Here is a 17,596-nt window from a genome sequence, read left to right on the forward strand (position 1 = left end):
GGCTGGGAGTTCACAGGCTCTATATCAATTACGTAAAGGATTTGTGTGAATGCGTGATTTCCTGCGGAAAGCGGCCCATGTTCTGGGGCGACGTCATTGCCGGAGAGCCGGAGCTTCTAAAGGAGCTTCCGTCGGAGACCATCTGCTTAAACTGGGGATACGCGAAAAACCAGAGGGAGGATGAGACGAGGGCGCTCGATGCGGCCGGAGCGGTCCAGTATCTCTGCCCGGGAGTATGCGGCTGGAACCATCTGATTCCTTTGTATGAGAACGCGTACTGCAATATAAAAATCATGTGCGATTACGCCCGGAAATACGAGGCGGTCGGAGTGCTGAATACGGATTGGGGAGATTTCCTGCACATCAATCATCCGGAATTCAGCATACCAGGGATGATTTACGGGGCCGCATGCTCCTGGAATGCACAGCCCCCTGCATGGGAAGAGATGAACCGCCAGATTTCAATCCTGGAATACGATGATTCCACCGGGCGGCTGGTGGGTATGCTGGCAAATACCCAGGAGCTTCATGGCTTCACATGGGAGATGGCGGTCCGGTTTAAGGAGCTTAAGACAGGCGCCGCGCCGGAATATGACACCGACCACAGACAGTATTTACAGGAACACATGGAATCCATGGAGGGAGTCGATGAAAAGAACCGGCGTCTCGAAGAAATTACAGGAGAGCTGTACGGACTTCTGCCCCACATGGACAGGCGAAGCCGAAATATGGTGAAGAAATATGTCATAGCCGTCGAAGGGATCGGCCTGTTTAACGAGCTGGGAAAGGTAATCACAAAATGGGATTACGGCGCGGAGTATGGCGTTATGCCGGATACCTGGGCGCTCTCAGAGCGTCTGGAGGTGTGGCTGTACCATTATAAGGAGCTGTACCGCAGTGTGAGCCGGGAATCGGAGCTTGGAAGGATTCAGGAGATCATAGTGTGGTATGGAGATTATTTGAGGGAGCGAAGATAAAATGGATCTTTACCTGATTTTTGATCTGGGAGGAACTTCTGTCAAATTCGCCGTTTCGGATAAAGAAGGGAAATTTGACAGTACGGGTTCCTTTCTAACGCCGAAGGATGGCATGGAGAGAATGCTTGAGGAGATGGGGCGGGTGTATGAGACGGTGCAGGCGGAACTTAAAGCGGCAGATTCACGCATTGCGGGGATTGCTGTCAGTTCTCCCGGAGCCGTAGACATCCGAACGGGCGTGGTAGGGGGGATCAGTGCGATCCCGTATATCCATGGCTTCCCGTTTACCGAAGCGGTCAGCCGCCGCCTGAGCGGACTTCCGGTCTCTATTGAAAATGACGGCAACTGCGCCGCTCTCGGTGAACTGTGGAAGGGGGCGGCGGCCGGCAGGCAAAATATGGTCTCCGTGGTGTGCGGCACCGGAATCGGCGGTTCCATCGTTCTGGATGGCCGTGTATACCGGGGAAAGTCCAATAATGCAGGCGAGTTTGGCAACTATCTGGTGAACCGGGAAGGGGAACAGAGGCGGACGTGGAGCTCCTGTACGATGGTGAATCAGGCAAAAAGATACGAGGCGCTGACGGGAAGAGGTACCGATGGCAGGGAACTCTTCCGTCTGGCCGAAGCCGGGGACGGCGATGCGGTCCGGCTGGTGGAGGAATTTTACGAGGCCATGGCTGTCGGACTGTTCCAGATCCAGTTTACGCTGGACACAGAGCTGATCGTGCTGGGCGGCGGTATCAGCGAGGCGCCCTTTGTCATTCCCGAAATCTATAAGCGGATGGAACGGCTGGCGGAGGATGCGGAGTTCGGATTTCTGATGCCGGAGATCGTCCCCTGCCGGTTTGGGAATAAGGCGAACCTGTATGGGGCTTTGTACTGCCATTTATATAGGTGATAATACGTAACAGTATTGCAGGAGGTTTCAATGGAGTATCAGTTCAGTAAAGATTTTCTATGGGGCGCGGCCTGTTCCGGGCCCCAGTCGGAGGGCAGCTTTCCGGGGGACGGAAAAGCGGAGATGGAATGGGATTACTGGTTTCAGCAGGCCCCGGAGTTGTTTTACGACGGTGTGGGACCAGCCGTGACTTCGGATTTCTACCATAAATATAAGGAGTATGCCGGACTTATGAAGGAGATCGGCATGAACTCCTACCGCACCTCAATTCAGTGGAGCCGGCTCATAAAAGACCGTGAGGGAACCATAAATGAGGCGGGCGTGGAGTTTTACAAGTCGGTGATTGACGAGCTGTTAAGCTGCGGGATCGAGCCGATTCTCTGTCTCCATCACTTTGATCTGCCCATGTACTGGGTGGAGAAGGGAGGCTTTGAGAACAGGGAAACGGCGGAGGCATTTGCGGCGTACGCGGCAAAATGCTTTGAATTGTTCGGAGACAGGGTAAAACGGTGGCTTACCTTTAACGAACCGATTGTCATAACGGAGGGCGGCTATCTTTATAAGAATCATTATCCGGCTGTCTGTGATGCGAAAAGGGCGGCCCTGGTATCGTACCATCTTCAGCTTGCCAGCAGTATGGCGGTTAAGGCGTTTCGGAAGAGAGGCGGGGAGGGGCAGATCGGTATCGTGCTGAATCTAACGCCTACCTACTGCAAAGAGCCGGAGAATGCAGAAGACAGAAGAAGTGCGGAAATTGCCGATCTGCTGTTCAACAAATCATTCCTGGATCCTTCCTTAAAAGGAGAGTATCCAAACGCCCTGGTGGAGCTTTTAAAGAAGGAGGGAATCTGCCCGGAGGCTCAGGCGGAGGACTTAGAGGTGATCCGTGCCAATACGGTAGATTTTCTCGGAGTGAATTACTACCATCCGAGGCGGGTTACGAGAAGGAGCAGTCCGTTTACTGGTCCCCTCATGCCGGAAAAGTATTTTGAAGAATATACTTATGAAGGGCAGAAGATGAATTTTTCGAGAGGATGGGAGATATATGAGCCTGCCGTCTATGAAATCGCCATCCAACTGCGCGACAATTACGGCAATATTCCCTGGTACCTGTCGGAAAATGGTATGGGCGTGCAGAACGAAGAGCAGTTCATCGGCGTGGATGGCATCGTGGAGGACGATTACAGAATTGAATTCATCCGGGATCATTTAATCTGGCTTAATAAGGCTATCGTGGAGGGCTGTAACTGCTTCGGATACCACTTATGGGCGCCCTTTGACTGCTGGTCCTGGAAGAATGCATATAAGAACCGGTATGGCATGATAAGAGTGGATAGAAAGGACAATTGCCGGCTTACGGTAAAGAAATCGGGAAGATGGTTCCGGGAGACGGCGGAACGGGGCGGATTTTTTCTGCATACCGAAATATAAATCTGCAAAACAAAAAGGAGCATGGCCAGATACCGGACGGTATCGATCATGCTCCTTTATGTATTTAATTATTCCTCAGAAATAGCGCCTGTAGGACATACACCAGCACAAGTTCCGCAGCTGATACAGGTATCAGCGTCGATAACGTACTGTCCGTCGCCCTCAGCAATCGCGTTTACTGGACATTCACCTTCACATGTTCCGCAGCTTACGCATGCATCACTAATAACATATGCCATAATAAATTACCTCCTTATATTCTATACATTTGCCTATATTCTATACTATAAATGTAAATTATTCAAGTGGAAAATGATGTAGTTTTTGTTCAAAATTAGGAGCAGAAAAGATCCGGTGCTCCAGTGCGCACATCTTTGATGCCGTGAAGTATGATTTTCTTTGCAGCCACGGCGCCATCTTTTGACATCGGCGGCACATCCTCCAAAGGATAAATCATGCCGAGATTCTTATATTTTACCTTGCCCATATCGTGGTAGGGAAGGACATCCAGGGCCTTCACGTATTTCAGTGTTCCGATAAAACGGCCCAGATGGTATAAGTCTTTTTCGTTGTCCGTAATTCCCGGTACCACTACATGGCGAATCCACATGGGGATCTGTTTTTGATCGAGATACTCTGCAAACTGCAGAATATTCCGGTTCGGGCGGCCCGTAAGCAGCCGGTGCTTTTCGTCATCAATCTGCTTTAAATCGAGCATAACGAGGCAGGTGGAGGCGAGCAGACGGTCCAGCTGCTCTAAGTATGCCGTATCTGCGTCCCGGAAGGTGACGCCGGAGGTATCAAGACACGTATGGATATCCCGCCGGCGTGCCTCCTCAAATAATTCCGTCACAAATTCCATCTGAAGCAGGGGTTCTCCGCCGGTCACCGTGATGCCTCCGCCGCGGTAGAACGGGCGGGAAGCCTCATACTGGCTCAGGATCTCAGAGACCGTCATGGAGGTGCCCCCGCCTGACGACCAGGTGTCAGGGTTGTGACAGTACTGGCAGCGCATGGGACAGCCTTTCGTAAAGACTACCATGCGGATGCCCGGCCCGTCAACGGTGCCGAAGCTTTCAATCGAATGTATCTGACCTGTCGTCATGCGGAGAGCGCCTGCCTTTCTTATGAAAATGGAACGTATTTCATGTGCATTTTAGATCGCGTCGTGGAACGTACGGGAGATAACCTCGTCCTGCTGTTCCTTTGTAAGCTTAATGAAGTTAACCGCATAGCCGGATACACGCACGGTCAGCTGCGGATAGTTTTCCGGATGCTTCTGAGCGTCCAGTAAGGTTTCACGGGTGAACACGTTGACGTTTAAGTGGTGTCCGCCTTCCTGTACATAGCCGTCTAACAGGGATACCAAGTTGTCGATCTGAGAGTCACTGATGTTTGTATTTGCCATGTTTTTTTCCTCCTGTAATGGTGTATTTAATAGTTGTCTGAGAAATCCGTCGCACTGTTTTCCGGGTCCTCCTCATCGGTGTCCATACCCTCGAACAGGGTGGGCACGTTGCAGGCCAGATTGCCGGCGGCACAGTCTAAGGAATTCATGGTGGTGACGGTCTTTGATGTGGTGGTATCCGCGCTGACCGTTCCGTCTGAGGCCGTGCGGATGTTCATATGACCGCCGCCGCCGGATACAAACGCATCCAGCATGGCGACGATATCGTCAATCTTTTTTTCGTCAGGGGCTGCCATAAAAGCACTTCCTTCCTTAACAGGTTATCAGTTAAATGTTGTCTAAATCCACTTCCAGATCGCCGGTAAAGATCTGATCTTCCTTGCCGAGCGCTCCGGGCACGATGGAGAAGGTATTGGAAATACCATCCTGCGCATCCTTAAATGGAAGCTTTGCAACGGAAGCCAGAGAAGCAACGGCTCCGTGGCTGTCGCGGTGGTGCATCGGGTTGGCGCCTGGCGCAAATGCCTCGCCTGCCTTTCTGCCATCCGGTGTCGCGCCGGTGTTCTTACCGTATACGACGTTGGAGGTGATGGTTAAGATCGAGGTGGTCGGGATACCTCCGCGGTAGGTGTGATTGCCCTTTACGTAGTTCATGAAGGTGTGAACAAGCTCGCTGGCCAGCTGGTCAACGCGGTCGTCGTTATTGCCGTATTTCGGGAAATCACCTTCTACGATATAATCCACGACGATGCCGTTTTCATCACGCACGGTCTTGACCTTTGCGTATTTGATGGCGGATAAGGAGTCGGCCACTACGGATAAGCCGGCGATACCGGTTGCAAACCAGCGGGTTACCTTCTTGTCATGGAGCGCCATCTGTACGCGCTCGTAGGAGTATTTGTCATGCATATAGTGAATGATGTTTAAGGTGTTGACGTAAACGCGGGCCAGCCATCTCATCATGTCTCTGTATGCCTCCATTACCTCATCGTAATCGAGATATTCGGAGGTGATCGGACGGTACTTCGGACCTACCTGCTTCTTTGTTACCTCATCGATACCGCCGTTAATCGCGTATAACAGGCACTTCGCCAGGTTGGCGCGGGCGCCGAAGAACTGCATTTCCTTGCCGACACGCATGGAAGAAACACAGCAGGCGATGGCGTAGTCGTCACCGTGGGTGACTCTCATCAGGTCATCGTTCTCATACTGGATGGATGAGGACTCGATGGAGGTCTTGGCACAGAATCTCTTGAAGTTTTCCGGAAGTCTGGTGGACCAGAGAACCGTTAAGTTCGGCTCCGGAGCGGTTCCTAAGTTCTGTAAGGTGTGTAAATAACGGTAGGACATTTTTGTGACCATGTGGCGTCCGTCGATGCCGACACCGCCGATGGACTCTGTCACCCAGGTCGGGTCTCCGGAGAACAGTTCGTTGTATTCCGGTGTACGGGCAAATTTTACGAGACGAAGCTTCATAACAAAATGATCCACGAATTCCTGAATCTCTTCTTCCGTGAAGGTGCCTTCTGCCAAATCTCTCTGTGCGTAGATATCAATGAAGGTGGAGGTACGTCCCAGGGACATTGCCGCTCCGTTCTGCTCCTTGACAGCCGCTAAATAGCCCAGGTATGTCCACTGGATCGCTTCCTTAACATTAGTCGCCGGTTTGGAGATATCAAAACCGTAGATAGCGCCCAGCTTCTTTAACTCACCCAGTGCGCGCAGCTGCTCAGACAGTTCCTCACGCTCACGGATTACGTCGGAGTACATGATGGTACGTGTGGTCGATTTCTGCTCTTCCTTGTTCTCGATCAGGCGGTCGATGCCGTATAAAGCGATACGGCGGTAGTCGCCGATGATACGGCCGCGGCCATACGCATCCGGAAGGCCGGTGATGATGTGGTTGGAACGGCAGGCGCGCATCTCGTCGGTATAAGCGTCGAATACGCCTGCGTTATGTGTCTTTCTGTGAACGGTAAAAAATTCCTTGATTTCCGGATCAATGGTATAGCCGTTGTCCGCGCATGCCTTCTCGGCCATTCGGATACCGCCGTATGGCTGTAAGGAACGCTTAAATGGCTTATCTGTCTGAAAACCTACAATTTGCTCCTTTTCTTTATCCAGGTAGCCTGGGCCGTGGGAGGTGATGGTGGAAACAATTTTCGTATCCATATCCAGCACACCGCCAGCTTCTCTTTCTTTTGCGGTCAAATCCATAACCTGGGCCCACAAATCCTTTGTAGCCTGGGTCGGACCTGCGAGGAAGGTGTCATCGCCGTCATAGGGGGTGTAGTTCTTCTGTATAAAGTCTCTGACATTGATTTCTCTTTCCCAGACGCCGCCGCTAAAATCTCTCCACTCTGGTCTCATAATGTTGTACCTCCGTTGATTGCTTATTTATAAGTAAAAATAATGAACGAGTGCTGCCAAAAGTTATAATTCATACAACTTTTGTATGAATATATTATAGTTGAATACTGTATACACGTCAAGTCCTAGTCATGATAAAATTTTTACAAAAATGGCTGGACAATCCCTTGCTATTTCGGAAGAAAAGTATTATATTATAGAAACAGTATGTACATTTTTAAAGGAGGAATACACGATGCAGATTAGTAAAGATATGTTAATTGGCGCTCTGATCCAGATGGATGATTGCATTGCACCGATTTTAATGCGCGCTGGCATGCACTGTCTTGGCTGCCCGGCTTCTCAGGGTGAGTCTTTAGAAGAAGCATGTATGGTTCATGGAATTGACTGTGAAACACTGGTTAATCAGATTAATGAAGTTCTTGCTGATAGATAGAAAAAACTTTATAGGAGCATCGGCCGTTTTCTTTGAGACGGCCGGTGCTTTTATTTTGTAAAAAAATAATTTATACGTTATAACAAGATGACGGGTCGGGCTGCCTGTTATGATAAGTTTAACGCATTTGTAATTATTTTCTATATATGATAAAATGGTATCATGAAAAATATACGAAATAGATAAAGATGTTGACAAACATGTTATAACATGTTATTATAACATCACAGACAAGGAGGAGCATATGGAACAATCCATCAGGCTTGATAAGGATTCTAAGGTACCGATTCACCAGCAGTTGTACTCTTATATAAAAGAAAGGATAGCAGAGGGCTTTTATAAAGAGAATGAGATCATTCCGTCAGAGAAAGAAATGCAGGAGATGTTTGAAGTGAGCAGGATTACAGTTCGCAGAGCGATATCAGATCTGGAACATGATGGCTATCTGATTAAGCGGAAAGGGCGTGGAACGATTGTATGCCCGCAGAAAAAGGAACGTGATATGTCTGTATTCAACAGCTTCAGCGGTGATGCTAAGGTCAAGGGGGATAAACCGGGTTCTATTATTCTGCACTGCAAGGAAGTGGAGGCGAGCGTTAAGATTGCAGAGATGCTTCAGGTGGAAACTGGGGAAAAGGTTTACTTCCTAAAGCGGCTCAGGCTGCTCAATGGGCGTATTATTGCTCTGAACGAGACGTATGTCAGCGGCCGTCTGGGATTTGCACTCAGGGGAGAGGACTTTGATTCTACGACGTCGCTGTATGAGTACTTAGAACAGCATGGAATTGTGCTTGGGAGTGCGGATGAGACCGTGGAAGCAAAGATGGCGACTTCTGAGATTCGAAGGGAACTGTTTTTGGAGGAAAGCAAGCCTCTGGTCTACAAGGAACGGGTTACATATGACATGAACGGGAGACCGGTGGAATTTTCGGAGAATTCCTACTTGTCGGATTCTTACAAATACTATATTCATATTACCAATGTAAGAGGGGAGGGAAATACGGGTGAAAAGGTATGATTTCCATTCACATCTGGGGAAGACCAGATCAGGAGACGCAAACAACGCGGATCAGCTGGTAAAGGAGCTGGGTGAGTTTGGAATCACAAAAGTGGGTATCTGTTCTTTATCAGGAAACGGTATGAGGCCGCAGAATGACCTTGTTTATGAAGCCATGTGCCAGTATCCGGGTATTGTTGAAGGTTACGCGGATATTGATCCCAAGGCTCCGGAGGCGTTTTTAGAGATTCACCGGACGCTTGGAGACATGAAGATGAACGGAGTAAAGTTCATGTCATGGAAGCACGGCTACGCAGTGGAGAACTGCCCGAGTCTGGGTCCTGTAATTGATGAGATCGGAAAATATGGAGTTCATATTCAGATTCATGGAGGCGCGAGCCCTTTATGTACACCGTTTGTCTGGATCGAACATGCGAAGCGAAGGCCGGATATGCGGTTTGTATTTACCCATGTCTGCGGCCGGGAGTTTGGATACAGCTGTATCGAGGCAATCCGGGATCTGGATAACTTCTGGGTAGAGACGTCAGCAAATATGGAAATTGACATACTTAGAAAAGCAGTGGAGGTTCTGGGACCGGAACGAATTCTGTTTGGAACCGACTGGCCATATAAACCGACCAATATTGAAATCGAGAAGTTGTATCATTTGGGGCTTAACGAATCGGAGTTGGAGTTGGTATTTTACAGGAACGCCGAGAAGTTATGGAAAAGGAAGGAGCAGCATCATGGTTGTATCACACATGAGAATTGATGACCGGCTGATTCATGGACAGATTGTAACAGCGTGGATATCGGACTCGAAAGCTGGAGAGATCCTTGTGGCCGACGATATGGCGGCGAAGGACCCGACTCAGCAGATGCTTTTGAAGCTGGCAGTTCCTGCGAAAATCAAACTGACAATTGTATCAGTTGAAAAAGCGGCTGAGCTTTTAAAGACAGATCAGTCGGATACAAAAGTACTGCTGATCGTAAGGAATCCGAAAACGGCATTAGATTTATTTGAACGGGGCTTTTATATTGAGAGTGTTAATGTGGGGAATATCAGTAATGCCCGTTCAACGGTGGGGAGAAAACGCCTTTTGCCTTATATTTACGTAGAGCCTGAGGATATTGCAAATTTAACGGCGATTGCAGAAAAAAATATAAGACTTGATGTGAGGGCGGTACCAAATGATAAGTCCATAGACGGACTTGCACTCATTTCCAAATAGGAGAAGGGAGAAACGTATGAGTTTGTTAGTGAAAGCTGTCCTTGTAGCGCTGGTTACATGGCTGACATTTTTTGATAAGTATTGTACACAGTTCTTTACATACAGACCAATTGTAATAGGACCGATTATCGGACTGATCATGGGGGATTTGAAGATGGGTCTGATGGTAGGCTGTACTATTGAGCTGATGTTTTTGGGGCAGGTATTTGTCGGTACGGCGCTTCCGCCGGAGGAGACATTCAGCACGATTATTGCAACCGCATTTGCCTGCATTTCAGGCAGCACCGAGGTCGCACTGGCAACCGCGCTGCCGCTTGCAATTTTAGGGCAGATGGGCATGTACTTCAGAAATATGGTGCTCTGTGTATGGACTCAGCACAGGCTCGAGGCCGCTGTCGAGCGGGGGAGCAGAACAGGGATTACCATGAACTGTCTTATTCTGCCGAATGTATTCAATTTCGTACTGTTCTCTGTACCTGTTTTCCTGGCAATCTATTTAGGCGCAGGACCGGTCCAGGCAATTATCAATGCAATTCCCAAGGTTATTATCGACGGTCTGGCTGTAGGCGGCGGAATGATTGGTGCTGTCGGACTTGCATTGCTGCTGAAGTGTATTAATGTGAAACATATCTGGTACTATTTCCTGATTGGATTTTTCTTCTCCAGCTTTTTGAATATTAATCCGATTGGAATCACACTGATTGCAGTTGTATGTGTGGCTATGGCCTATTATCGCGAAATGGACAGGGAGGTAGCATAATGGCAGGAAATCAGACTGTAAATACCGATTTAACAAAACTTAACAAAAAAGATCTGCTGAAAATGTATATCTATTCCCAGGCATTCGTAAGCGGCTTTAACTACGAAAAGCAGGAGGCGCCGGGCTTTGCGTTTTCCATGATGCCGGTGATTGAAAAGGTATATAAGAATGAAGAAGATAAGAAAGAAGCATACAGGCGTCATACAGAGCTTTTCCTGACAGAGGCGAGACTTTCCCATTTCGTCATCGGTGTAACGGCGGCCATGGAGGAGCGCAACGCGAATGAGCATGATATTGATCCGGTCAGCATCAACGCCATTAAGGCAGCGCTCATGGGCCCACTGGCGGGAATCGGTGACTCCCTTTACCATGGAACACTGCGTCCTATTATTGCAGGCCTGGCAGTATCCATGGTGATTGCCAGCGGATACAGCAGTATGGTGGGACCGCTGCTCTTTGTCCTTGTTATGGCCGGTGTAGGTCAGCTTCTCCGTTACTTTGGCATTTTTAAAGGTTATGAGAAGGGCGTTGAATTTGTCGGTGCCATGCAGAGTTCCGGTCTGATCGACAAGATGACGAGACTGGCAGGAATTGCCGCTTACGCAGTTATCGGTGGTTTTGTGTACAAGTTTGTAACGATTAACGTTCCGTGGACTTACAAAGCCGGAGAGACGGTGGTAAGCCTTCAGTCCACTCTGGATGGGATCGTCCCGGGCATTCTTCCGCTTTTGTATACGCTTCTGATGCTGTGGCTGATGGACAAGAAGAAAATGAATCCGGTAGTTCTGATGCTGGTTACCATGCTGGTAGGTATTGCCGGATATGCGGTTGGAATTTTAGGATAGTTAAGGAGTAAAAGATGATTATTGATTATCATTCCCATATAAAATGGGATCGGGATACAAATCAATATGATACGGCTGCATTGCTTCAGGACATGGAGGAAAATCAGATAGATAAACGTGTGGTATCCGCGCTTGCCGGATTTTCCACGAGAGAGCAGAACAGCGCAGTGGCAGAGCTGGTAAAAGCCAATCCGGATCGGATCATTGGGTCTGCAGTGATTAATCCGAAGGAACGCGGCTGTGTTGAAGAGATGGAACGAATTGCGGCTTCCGGATACTTCAAAACCATCGAGCTGGATTCCATGGAACACTGTTACTATCCGGAGACCATGCCGGTTCTTGACACGATTATCGAAATAGCGGCGGCAAACCACATGCCTGTGAATGTATTCACGGGCTGGGGCTGCCGTACCATGCCGGCGCAATGGGCGTATTATGCCAAACGCCATCCCGATATGACGATGGTTCTTCTTCATATGGGAACCACGGACTTTGGCTATGGCTGCGTGGAACTCGTTCCCCAATATGAGAATCTGATGGTGGAAACCTCCTGTATGTACGAATTTCCTATTTTGAGAAAGGCTTTCAGTCAGATACCGAAGGAACGTTTTCTCTTTGGAAGCCACTATCCGGATAAACTGACGGTATGCTCGGTTCATACCTTTGATTTACTTAAACTTCCTGAAGAACTGAAGGAGTGCATGTTCTGCAAGAACGCAGAGCGTTTGCTTTCCTGTTTTTCGAAGGCAGGAGGAGGCACGGCTAAGTAGCTGGCTACAATATAAATAGGGAAGAGGGAGTATCATGAATAAAGAAGAAGTGCGACAACTGTTGAATAACCAGTCGTCCAAGCTGTTTGACGATATCGTAAACAGCCGCGTCCTCGGTGCTAATAATCATATTCGTATGATAGGGGAAATTATGCTTTTGACTGCTGAGGACGAGTCGGAGAATGGAAAAAGCGTTCTCTATAAGGTGAGAGAAATAGCCCGCTTCTTTATGGAAACAAGAGGGCAGCAGAGCCGGGCGATTTATAATGCGATCCGCTATTATATAAAAGGCCTGGATGACCTTGAGAACGCAGGGGAACGGGAGATACGGGAGCGTATTGCAAATCGGATTAACGCTTACGGAGCGGAGGCCGCAAAGGATATGGACACACTGATCTCTTATGGTGTTCATATTGCGGAAAACTTGGATACGATTATGATTTTTGACTATTCCAGTACCGTAGATCGTTTTGTGGCGGAACTGGGAAGAAAACGTACCATCTATATACCGGAGAGCCGGGCGCTTGATGGAGGGAGGCCTTTCGTAAAAACCGCGGTAGAAGCGGGGCACGAGGTTCATTTTATTCCTGATACAACGATGTTTATTGCTTTAAAAAAGTGTCAGGCAGCATTCATGGGGGCGGAAACCGTTTATCCTGATGGTACGGTTTTTAATACAGTAGGGTCGGATATACTGGCCATTCTGTGCCGTCAGATTGGGATACCTCTTTATGTACTGACTCCGATGATTAAGGTGGATACACGGCCTGTCTATGGATATAACAGGTTATCACCCATGCCGTTTGATTACGGTCCCCGATTGGCAGGAGCGTGGGATATGGAGGCGAAGGAACGGGTAGATTTTAGAGGGATTAAGCTTCTGGAAATTGCTCCGGAGTACATCCGGTCATTAATTACCGAGAAGGGGATTATTCCGTCTTCTGCCTTCTTTCATGAGGCGATGGAATATGCGCGTTTTTTAGAGGAGGTGTGAGAACGGTATGATGTGTGGTAAAGAATTTCCAGTGGCACTGGCCATGATACAGCCAGAGCCGTTTCCGGGAAGTTTTCGGCATGATGGAATGCCGTTTGAAGAGATTGTCGCTGTGTCATTAAAAGAAATTGAGATGATTCAGGCCAACGGTTTTGACGGATATATTATTCAGAACCGGAATGATGCGCCTGTCCGGCAGCAGGCACTCCCGGAGACGGTTGCTTATATGACCGCGCTGGCAAAGGAGTGCAGAAGAAAATACCCGGATATGATACAGGGGATTCTGGTCAACTGGGATGGAGTAGCATCGTTGGCAGTGGCAGCTGCGGCAGGCTCAGATTTTATCCGGGTGGAGCACACCTATACGGGGGTGGAAGTCGGGTATGCCGGTATGCTGGAAGCACAGTGCGTGGACATCTGCCAGTTTAAGAAAAGGATCGGGTCCCATATTCCGGTTTATGCGGATGTACAGGAAGTTCACTATGAACAGCTGGCGGGAAAGAGCATTGTTGACAATGCATGGGACACAGTGATGAATGCATTTGCAGACGGGCTCTTTTTGGGGGGACTAAGCTGCGAAGAGAGTATTGAAATTATTAAGAGTGTACGGAAACGTCTGGGCAGCAAAATTCCTATTTTTTTAAGTTCCGGCGCAACCGGGGATAATATCAGCGAGATTCTGCAGTATTACGACGGTGTCAGTGTGGGAACATGGGTGAAAAATGGAAACATGAGAAATCCAATTGACCCGGTGCGGGCCGGACAGTTCATGGAAGGTGTGAAGACAGCTCGGAAACTGCGTGAAAACAGCAGAGATGAGGAGAAGTTATGATAGGAATCATTGTTGCAGGGCACGGAAATTTCGCGTCGGGTATTACCAGCATGCTGGAGCTGGTGGTTGGAAAACCGGAAAATTATGAGTATATTGATTTTCTTCAGGGAGAATCACAGGAAGCTCTGGAGGATGACTACAGGGAAAAGCTGAATAATCTGAAGGACTGTGAAAAAATAGTAATTATGACGGATATTACCGGCGGTTCTCCGTTTAAATCGGCCGTTACTTACGCTGTTTCGGATGACAGGCTGAATGTTATTTCAGGGACGAATGTGCCAATGCTGGTAGAACTGATCTTCCGGCGTATGAATTCTGACGACAGTGAAGATCTTATTCAGTCTTCCATGGAAGCAGGAAAAGAGCAAATCATTCGATTTCATAAGGATATGCTATGAAGCTGATAAAAAATGGTACAGTTTTGACTGCGGAATCCGAATTTAAGGGAGACATTCTGATTGATGGGGAAACCATAATGGCCATTGGGAAGAACCTGGATCAATTGGCTGATGATATAATTGATGCATCCGGCAAGTACATTTTCCCGGGAGGCGTGGATGAGCATACTCATTTTGGCTCTTTCGGGGGAAGACTGTTTGAAACAACAGAGGCGGCAGCAGTCGGAGGGACGACAACCATTGTTGACTTTGTTCCTCAGGAGAAAGGTGATTCTCTGGGAACAGCAGTTGAAAAACATGCGGCTAAGGCCTCCGGCATATCCTGCGTGGATTTTGGTTTTCATTCCATGGTGATGGATATGCAGCCGGATACGCCGGATCAGATAAAAGAGCTTCCCAAACATGGCGTATCCTGTGTGAAGATGTTTATGGCATACAAAGGAACTCCCTTCTTCATGGAAGATATTTCAATCCTTAATGTGATGAATGAGAGCAAACGCCACGGAATTACCATGATGGTTCATGCGGAAAATCCGGATATGATATCATTTTATACGGAGCGATTAAAGGCGGAAGGGCATCTTGCACCGGTCAACCATTCCTATTCCAGACCGCCGGTTACGGAAGAAGATGCGGTTCGTCATGCAATTGCCATGGCGCAAGTGGCGGATGTACCTCTTTTTATTGTTCACGTATCGACGAAAGGGGCTATGGAAGCAGTCAGGGAGGCCTATGCCGGAGGACAGTCTGTGTTTGGAGAAACATGTACCCATTATCTGGTGCTGGATACCTCTTATCTTGCTCTGCCGGATTTTGAAGGCGCAAAATACGTCTGTGCACCGCCCCTTAGAACAAAAGAGCATCAGGAGGCATTGTGGGAAGGAATAGACAGAGGCTGGCTGAATGCAGTCAGCTCGGACCACTGTGCTTTGGTCGGAGGCTTTGAAAAGAAAAAAGAGGGACTGGAGGATTTCACAAAAATACCAAATGGAATCCCTGGCGTTCAAAACCGGATTTCAGTGCTATGGAGTCAGGGAGTGGCCAAAGGGCGTATATCTAAACAGCGGTTTGTGGATTTGATTGCCACCACCCCGGCGAAAAATGCAGGACTTGTAAATAAAGGACAGATTGCTCCCGGATTTGATGCGGATCTCGTGATATATGACCCGGGTTATCACGGAATTATAACGCAGAAGGATAATCTGGAAGGCATTGACTATGAGACGTTTGAAGGCTTTGAAATGACAGGGCGCCCGGAACAGGTTTTTCTAAGGGGGATGCTGGTTGCAGAGAACGGACGCTTTACCGGAAGAAGGGGCTGTGGACATCGGATCTTTGCAAAACCGTACGCTGCTGCGTATAAGCATTACAGACCGGCGCTATAAGGCGGGCAGAATTTTGCCCATCTTTATTCATGTCTTTATGAAAAGATATCCAGCCGCATTGACACAAAAGAAGGAATATGATAGATTAAGCGTTGACAGGAGTGATTACCATGGATCGAATTATCATAGATGAATTAAAGAGACGAATGAACTCTGTACAAATGGTACCGGTGAGACATTGTACGGAGCTTAAACTGGAAGCATAAATGCTTTTTTCTTTCGCCGGAAAACAGGAAGTGCGGCGGCATACAGAAGTATGCCTGTTTTTTCGTACCTGTTTTCCGTAAGAGAAGCAATGATTGCATATCGGGGGCTGTGGACAGTGTTTTGTCCGCAGCCCTTTTTGTCTGACTGAAAGTAGGGGGAAGTTTGCTTCCGCCGAAAATGTCGGGAACAGAGGGCTGAAAAATAAACTCAGCCTTCTTTTTTTATTTACCAATAGAAAGGACTTTAAATAGAATGAATGATTTAAACTGGAAAAAATCCATTACCCGGTTCTTAACCGCGCAGACGATCTCTCTGTTTGGCTCCTCGCTGGTGCAGTACGCGATTGTCTGGTATATCACACTCACAACCTCATCCGGAAAAATGCTTACGATTTCCACCCTGTGCGGGTTCCTGCCGCAGATATTGATCTCCCTGTTTGCAGGTGTCTGGATCGACCGGTATGACAGGAAGCTGATGATTATGCTTTCCGATTCGGTTATTGCCGTATCGACGCTTTTGCTGGCCATCGCGTTTCTCAGCGGGCATAAGAGCGTCTGGCTTTTATTTGCCGCGTTGGTGGTGCGCTCGGCGGGAACCGGCATCCAGACGCCGGCTGTAAATGCCATGATCCCTCAGATCGTTCCGCAGACACATTTCATGAAGATAAACGGCATCAACAGCACGCTGTCCTCCATGATGATGTTCTTGTCACCGGCGGCCAGCGGAGCGATTCTGTCCGTGGCGCCTTTAGAGGCCACGCTGTTTATCGACGTGCTGACTGCTGTGATCGGCGTCGGCATTACCGCCACCATCCATGTCAGGCCATATGAAAGACGCGTCATCCCCGGTAATACCGGCCTGAAAGAAATAAGAGACGGGTTCCGTTATCTGAAAGAGAACAGATTTATAAAAAGACTGCTTTTGTTTCAGATTACCATACTTATCCTTGTCAGTCCATCAGCCTTTTTGACGCCTCTTATGGTGAGCAGGACGTTCGGCAGGGAGGTATGGCGCCTGACTGCCAGCGAGATGACCTACAGCCTTGGAATGGTGCTTGGTGGTATTCTGATCGCCTCCTGGGGCGGATTTAAAAAGAGAATGAATACGACAATGGCCGCGGGAGCCATCTACGGGCTGATCATGATTGGATTGGGAAATGCCGGCGTCTTTCTGCTCTATCTGCTGCTTAACACTGCCATTGGCGTTGTCTCGCCGTGCTACAATGCGCCCATTACTGTGACGATACAGGAAAAAGTAACACCGGGCATGCAGGGGAGAATCTTCAGCTTTATGCAGATCGCAACCTCCTGCGCCCTGCCGTTCGGTATGGTAGTGTTTGGCCCGCTGGCAGATGTGATGCCTGTCCAGCACCTTTTAAATGCGGCAGGCCTGATGATCTTAATCTTATCCCTGGCAGTTTGGAACATGCATTATTTTTCTGTGGAGATGGCTGGGGAAGCTTAGCTGTTATCAGTTGAGAAATCAACCATAATCAATGAAAAACAGGCGGAGACAGCCAATCTCCGCCTGCATATTCTGATTTCGGCTGAACGATATCCGTGATTGAAAAATAAGGCCTTAAGAAACCGCGCTGAAAATAATAGTGTAAAGCAAAAATGAAAATGTCCTGAAAAAAGTGCATTATTAGCACCGGCG

General features: G+C 48.5%; 20 protein-coding genes and 1 pseudogene. 15 read left to right on the plus strand and 6 right to left on the minus strand.

Features of this window, described 5'->3' with window-relative positions:
• The 3 genes and pseudogenes from ACLTD4_RS27405 to ACLTD4_RS27415 form a co-directional block, all read left to right on the plus strand.
• Window positions 1-977 (plus strand): annotated as a pseudogene (locus ACLTD4_RS27405) (glycoside hydrolase); the annotation flags it as partial.
• Between the two features lies 1 nt (window position 978).
• Window positions 979-1,875: an ROK family protein gene (locus tag ACLTD4_RS27410; protein ID WP_055657872.1), complete on the plus strand. Its 897-nt coding sequence runs from the start codon at window positions 979-981 to the stop codon at window positions 1,873-1,875.
• A 30-nt stretch (window positions 1,876-1,905) separates the two neighbouring features.
• The gene (locus ACLTD4_RS27415) at window positions 1,906-3,306 is read left to right on the plus strand and encodes a glycoside hydrolase family 1 protein (RefSeq protein WP_117622601.1); all 1,401 of its coding nucleotides are present in this window, start codon (window positions 1,906-1,908) and stop codon (window positions 3,304-3,306) included.
• Between the two features lie 68 nt (window positions 3,307-3,374).
• Here the strand turns inward: ACLTD4_RS27415 and ACLTD4_RS27420 are convergent, their stop codons facing one another.
• The 5 genes from ACLTD4_RS27420 to pflB all read right to left on the minus strand — a co-directional run bounded on the left by ACLTD4_RS27420 (window position 3,375) and on the right by pflB (window position 7,084).
• Window positions 3,375-3,545, minus strand: coding sequence for a DUF362 domain-containing protein (locus tag ACLTD4_RS27420; RefSeq protein WP_002601988.1), 171 nt, complete (start codon window positions 3,543-3,545; stop codon window positions 3,375-3,377).
• 95 nt (window positions 3,546-3,640) lie between these two features.
• Window positions 3,641-4,411, minus strand: a complete 771-nt coding sequence (gene pflA / locus ACLTD4_RS27425; protein ID WP_055657869.1) for a pyruvate formate-lyase-activating protein — start codon at window positions 4,409-4,411, stop codon at window positions 3,641-3,643.
• A 51-nt stretch (window positions 4,412-4,462) separates the two neighbouring features.
• Entirely contained in the window at window positions 4,463-4,714 is a 252-nt protein-coding gene (gene grcA3 / locus ACLTD4_RS27430) for an autonomous glycyl radical cofactor GrcA3 (RefSeq protein WP_002601986.1), read from the minus strand.
• Window positions 4,715-4,740: 26 nt separating this feature from the next.
• Window positions 4,741-5,010 (minus strand): hypothetical protein, encoded by a 270-nt coding sequence (locus tag ACLTD4_RS27435; protein ID WP_002601985.1) that lies wholly within the window; start codon window positions 5,008-5,010, stop codon window positions 4,741-4,743.
• 31 nt (window positions 5,011-5,041) lie between these two features.
• Window positions 5,042-7,084 carry a formate C-acetyltransferase gene (gene pflB, locus ACLTD4_RS27440; protein ID WP_117622602.1) on the minus strand — a complete coding sequence of 681 codons (2,043 nt, stop codon included), beginning with the start codon at window positions 7,082-7,084 and terminating at the stop codon, window positions 5,042-5,044.
• Between the two features lie 235 nt (window positions 7,085-7,319).
• Between pflB and ACLTD4_RS27445 the strand changes: the two genes are divergently transcribed.
• The 12 genes from ACLTD4_RS27445 (at window position 7,320) to ACLTD4_RS27500 (ending at window position 17,404) form a co-directional block, all read left to right on the plus strand.
• Window positions 7,320-7,520, plus strand: a complete 201-nt coding sequence (locus ACLTD4_RS27445) for a DUF1858 domain-containing protein (RefSeq protein ID WP_002601983.1) — start codon at window positions 7,320-7,322, stop codon at window positions 7,518-7,520.
• A gap of 244 nt (window positions 7,521-7,764) precedes the next feature.
• On the plus strand, window positions 7,765-8,538 hold the full coding sequence (locus tag ACLTD4_RS27450; protein WP_117622603.1) for a GntR family transcriptional regulator: 774 nt from the start codon (window positions 7,765-7,767) through the stop codon (window positions 8,536-8,538).
• Window positions 8,525-9,289: an amidohydrolase family protein gene (locus tag ACLTD4_RS27455; protein ID WP_055657862.1), complete on the plus strand. Its 765-nt coding sequence runs from the start codon at window positions 8,525-8,527 to the stop codon at window positions 9,287-9,289. The genes ACLTD4_RS27450 and ACLTD4_RS27455 overlap by 14 nt, the downstream gene beginning before the upstream one ends.
• Window positions 9,264-9,749 carry a PTS sugar transporter subunit IIB gene (locus ACLTD4_RS27460; RefSeq protein WP_002601980.1) on the plus strand — a complete coding sequence of 162 codons (486 nt, stop codon included), beginning with the start codon at window positions 9,264-9,266 and terminating at the stop codon, window positions 9,747-9,749. The genes ACLTD4_RS27455 and ACLTD4_RS27460 overlap by 26 nt, the downstream gene beginning before the upstream one ends.
• A gap of 16 nt (window positions 9,750-9,765) precedes the next feature.
• The gene (locus tag ACLTD4_RS27465; RefSeq protein WP_002601979.1) at window positions 9,766-10,509 is read left to right on the plus strand and encodes a PTS mannose/fructose/sorbose/N-acetylgalactosamine transporter subunit IIC; all 744 of its coding nucleotides are present in this window, start codon (window positions 9,766-9,768) and stop codon (window positions 10,507-10,509) included.
• Complete coding sequence (locus ACLTD4_RS27470; protein ID WP_055657860.1) at window positions 10,509-11,354, plus strand: PTS system mannose/fructose/sorbose family transporter subunit IID; 846 nt, start codon at window positions 10,509-10,511, stop codon at window positions 11,352-11,354. The genes ACLTD4_RS27465 and ACLTD4_RS27470 overlap by 1 nt, the downstream gene beginning before the upstream one ends.
• 14 nt (window positions 11,355-11,368) lie before the next feature.
• Entirely contained in the window at window positions 11,369-12,124 is a 756-nt protein-coding gene (locus ACLTD4_RS27475; protein ID WP_055657858.1) for an amidohydrolase family protein, read from the plus strand.
• A 34-nt stretch (window positions 12,125-12,158) separates the two neighbouring features.
• Window positions 12,159-13,118 (plus strand): initiation factor 2, encoded by a 960-nt coding sequence (locus ACLTD4_RS27480; protein WP_117622604.1) that lies wholly within the window; start codon window positions 12,159-12,161, stop codon window positions 13,116-13,118.
• Window positions 13,119-13,125: 7 nt separating this feature from the next.
• Window positions 13,126-13,950 carry a BtpA/SgcQ family protein gene (locus ACLTD4_RS27485; protein WP_117622605.1) on the plus strand — a complete coding sequence of 275 codons (825 nt, stop codon included), beginning with the start codon at window positions 13,126-13,128 and terminating at the stop codon, window positions 13,948-13,950.
• Window positions 13,947-14,348, plus strand: a complete 402-nt coding sequence (gene agaF, locus ACLTD4_RS27490) for a PTS galactosamine/N-acetylgalactosamine transporter subunit IIA (protein ID WP_055657854.1) — start codon at window positions 13,947-13,949, stop codon at window positions 14,346-14,348. The genes ACLTD4_RS27485 and agaF overlap by 4 nt, the downstream gene beginning before the upstream one ends.
• The gene (gene hydA, locus ACLTD4_RS27495; RefSeq protein WP_117622606.1) at window positions 14,345-15,733 is read left to right on the plus strand and encodes a dihydropyrimidinase; all 1,389 of its coding nucleotides are present in this window, start codon (window positions 14,345-14,347) and stop codon (window positions 15,731-15,733) included. Before agaF ends, hydA begins: the two co-directional genes overlap by 4 nt.
• Window positions 15,734-16,192: 459 nt before the next feature.
• Window positions 16,193-17,404 carry an MFS transporter gene (locus tag ACLTD4_RS27500; protein ID WP_117622607.1) on the plus strand — a complete coding sequence of 404 codons (1,212 nt, stop codon included), beginning with the start codon at window positions 16,193-16,195 and terminating at the stop codon, window positions 17,402-17,404.
• Here ACLTD4_RS27500 and ACLTD4_RS27505 read toward each other — a convergent pair.
• A partial coding sequence (locus ACLTD4_RS27505; RefSeq protein ID WP_412331725.1) for a hypothetical protein occupies window positions 17,401-17,596 on the minus strand: 196 nt, incomplete at its 5' end. The two genes, ACLTD4_RS27500 and ACLTD4_RS27505, sit on opposite strands and share 4 nt — an antisense overlap.

It is taken from the genome of Hungatella sp. (assembly GCF_046966825.1).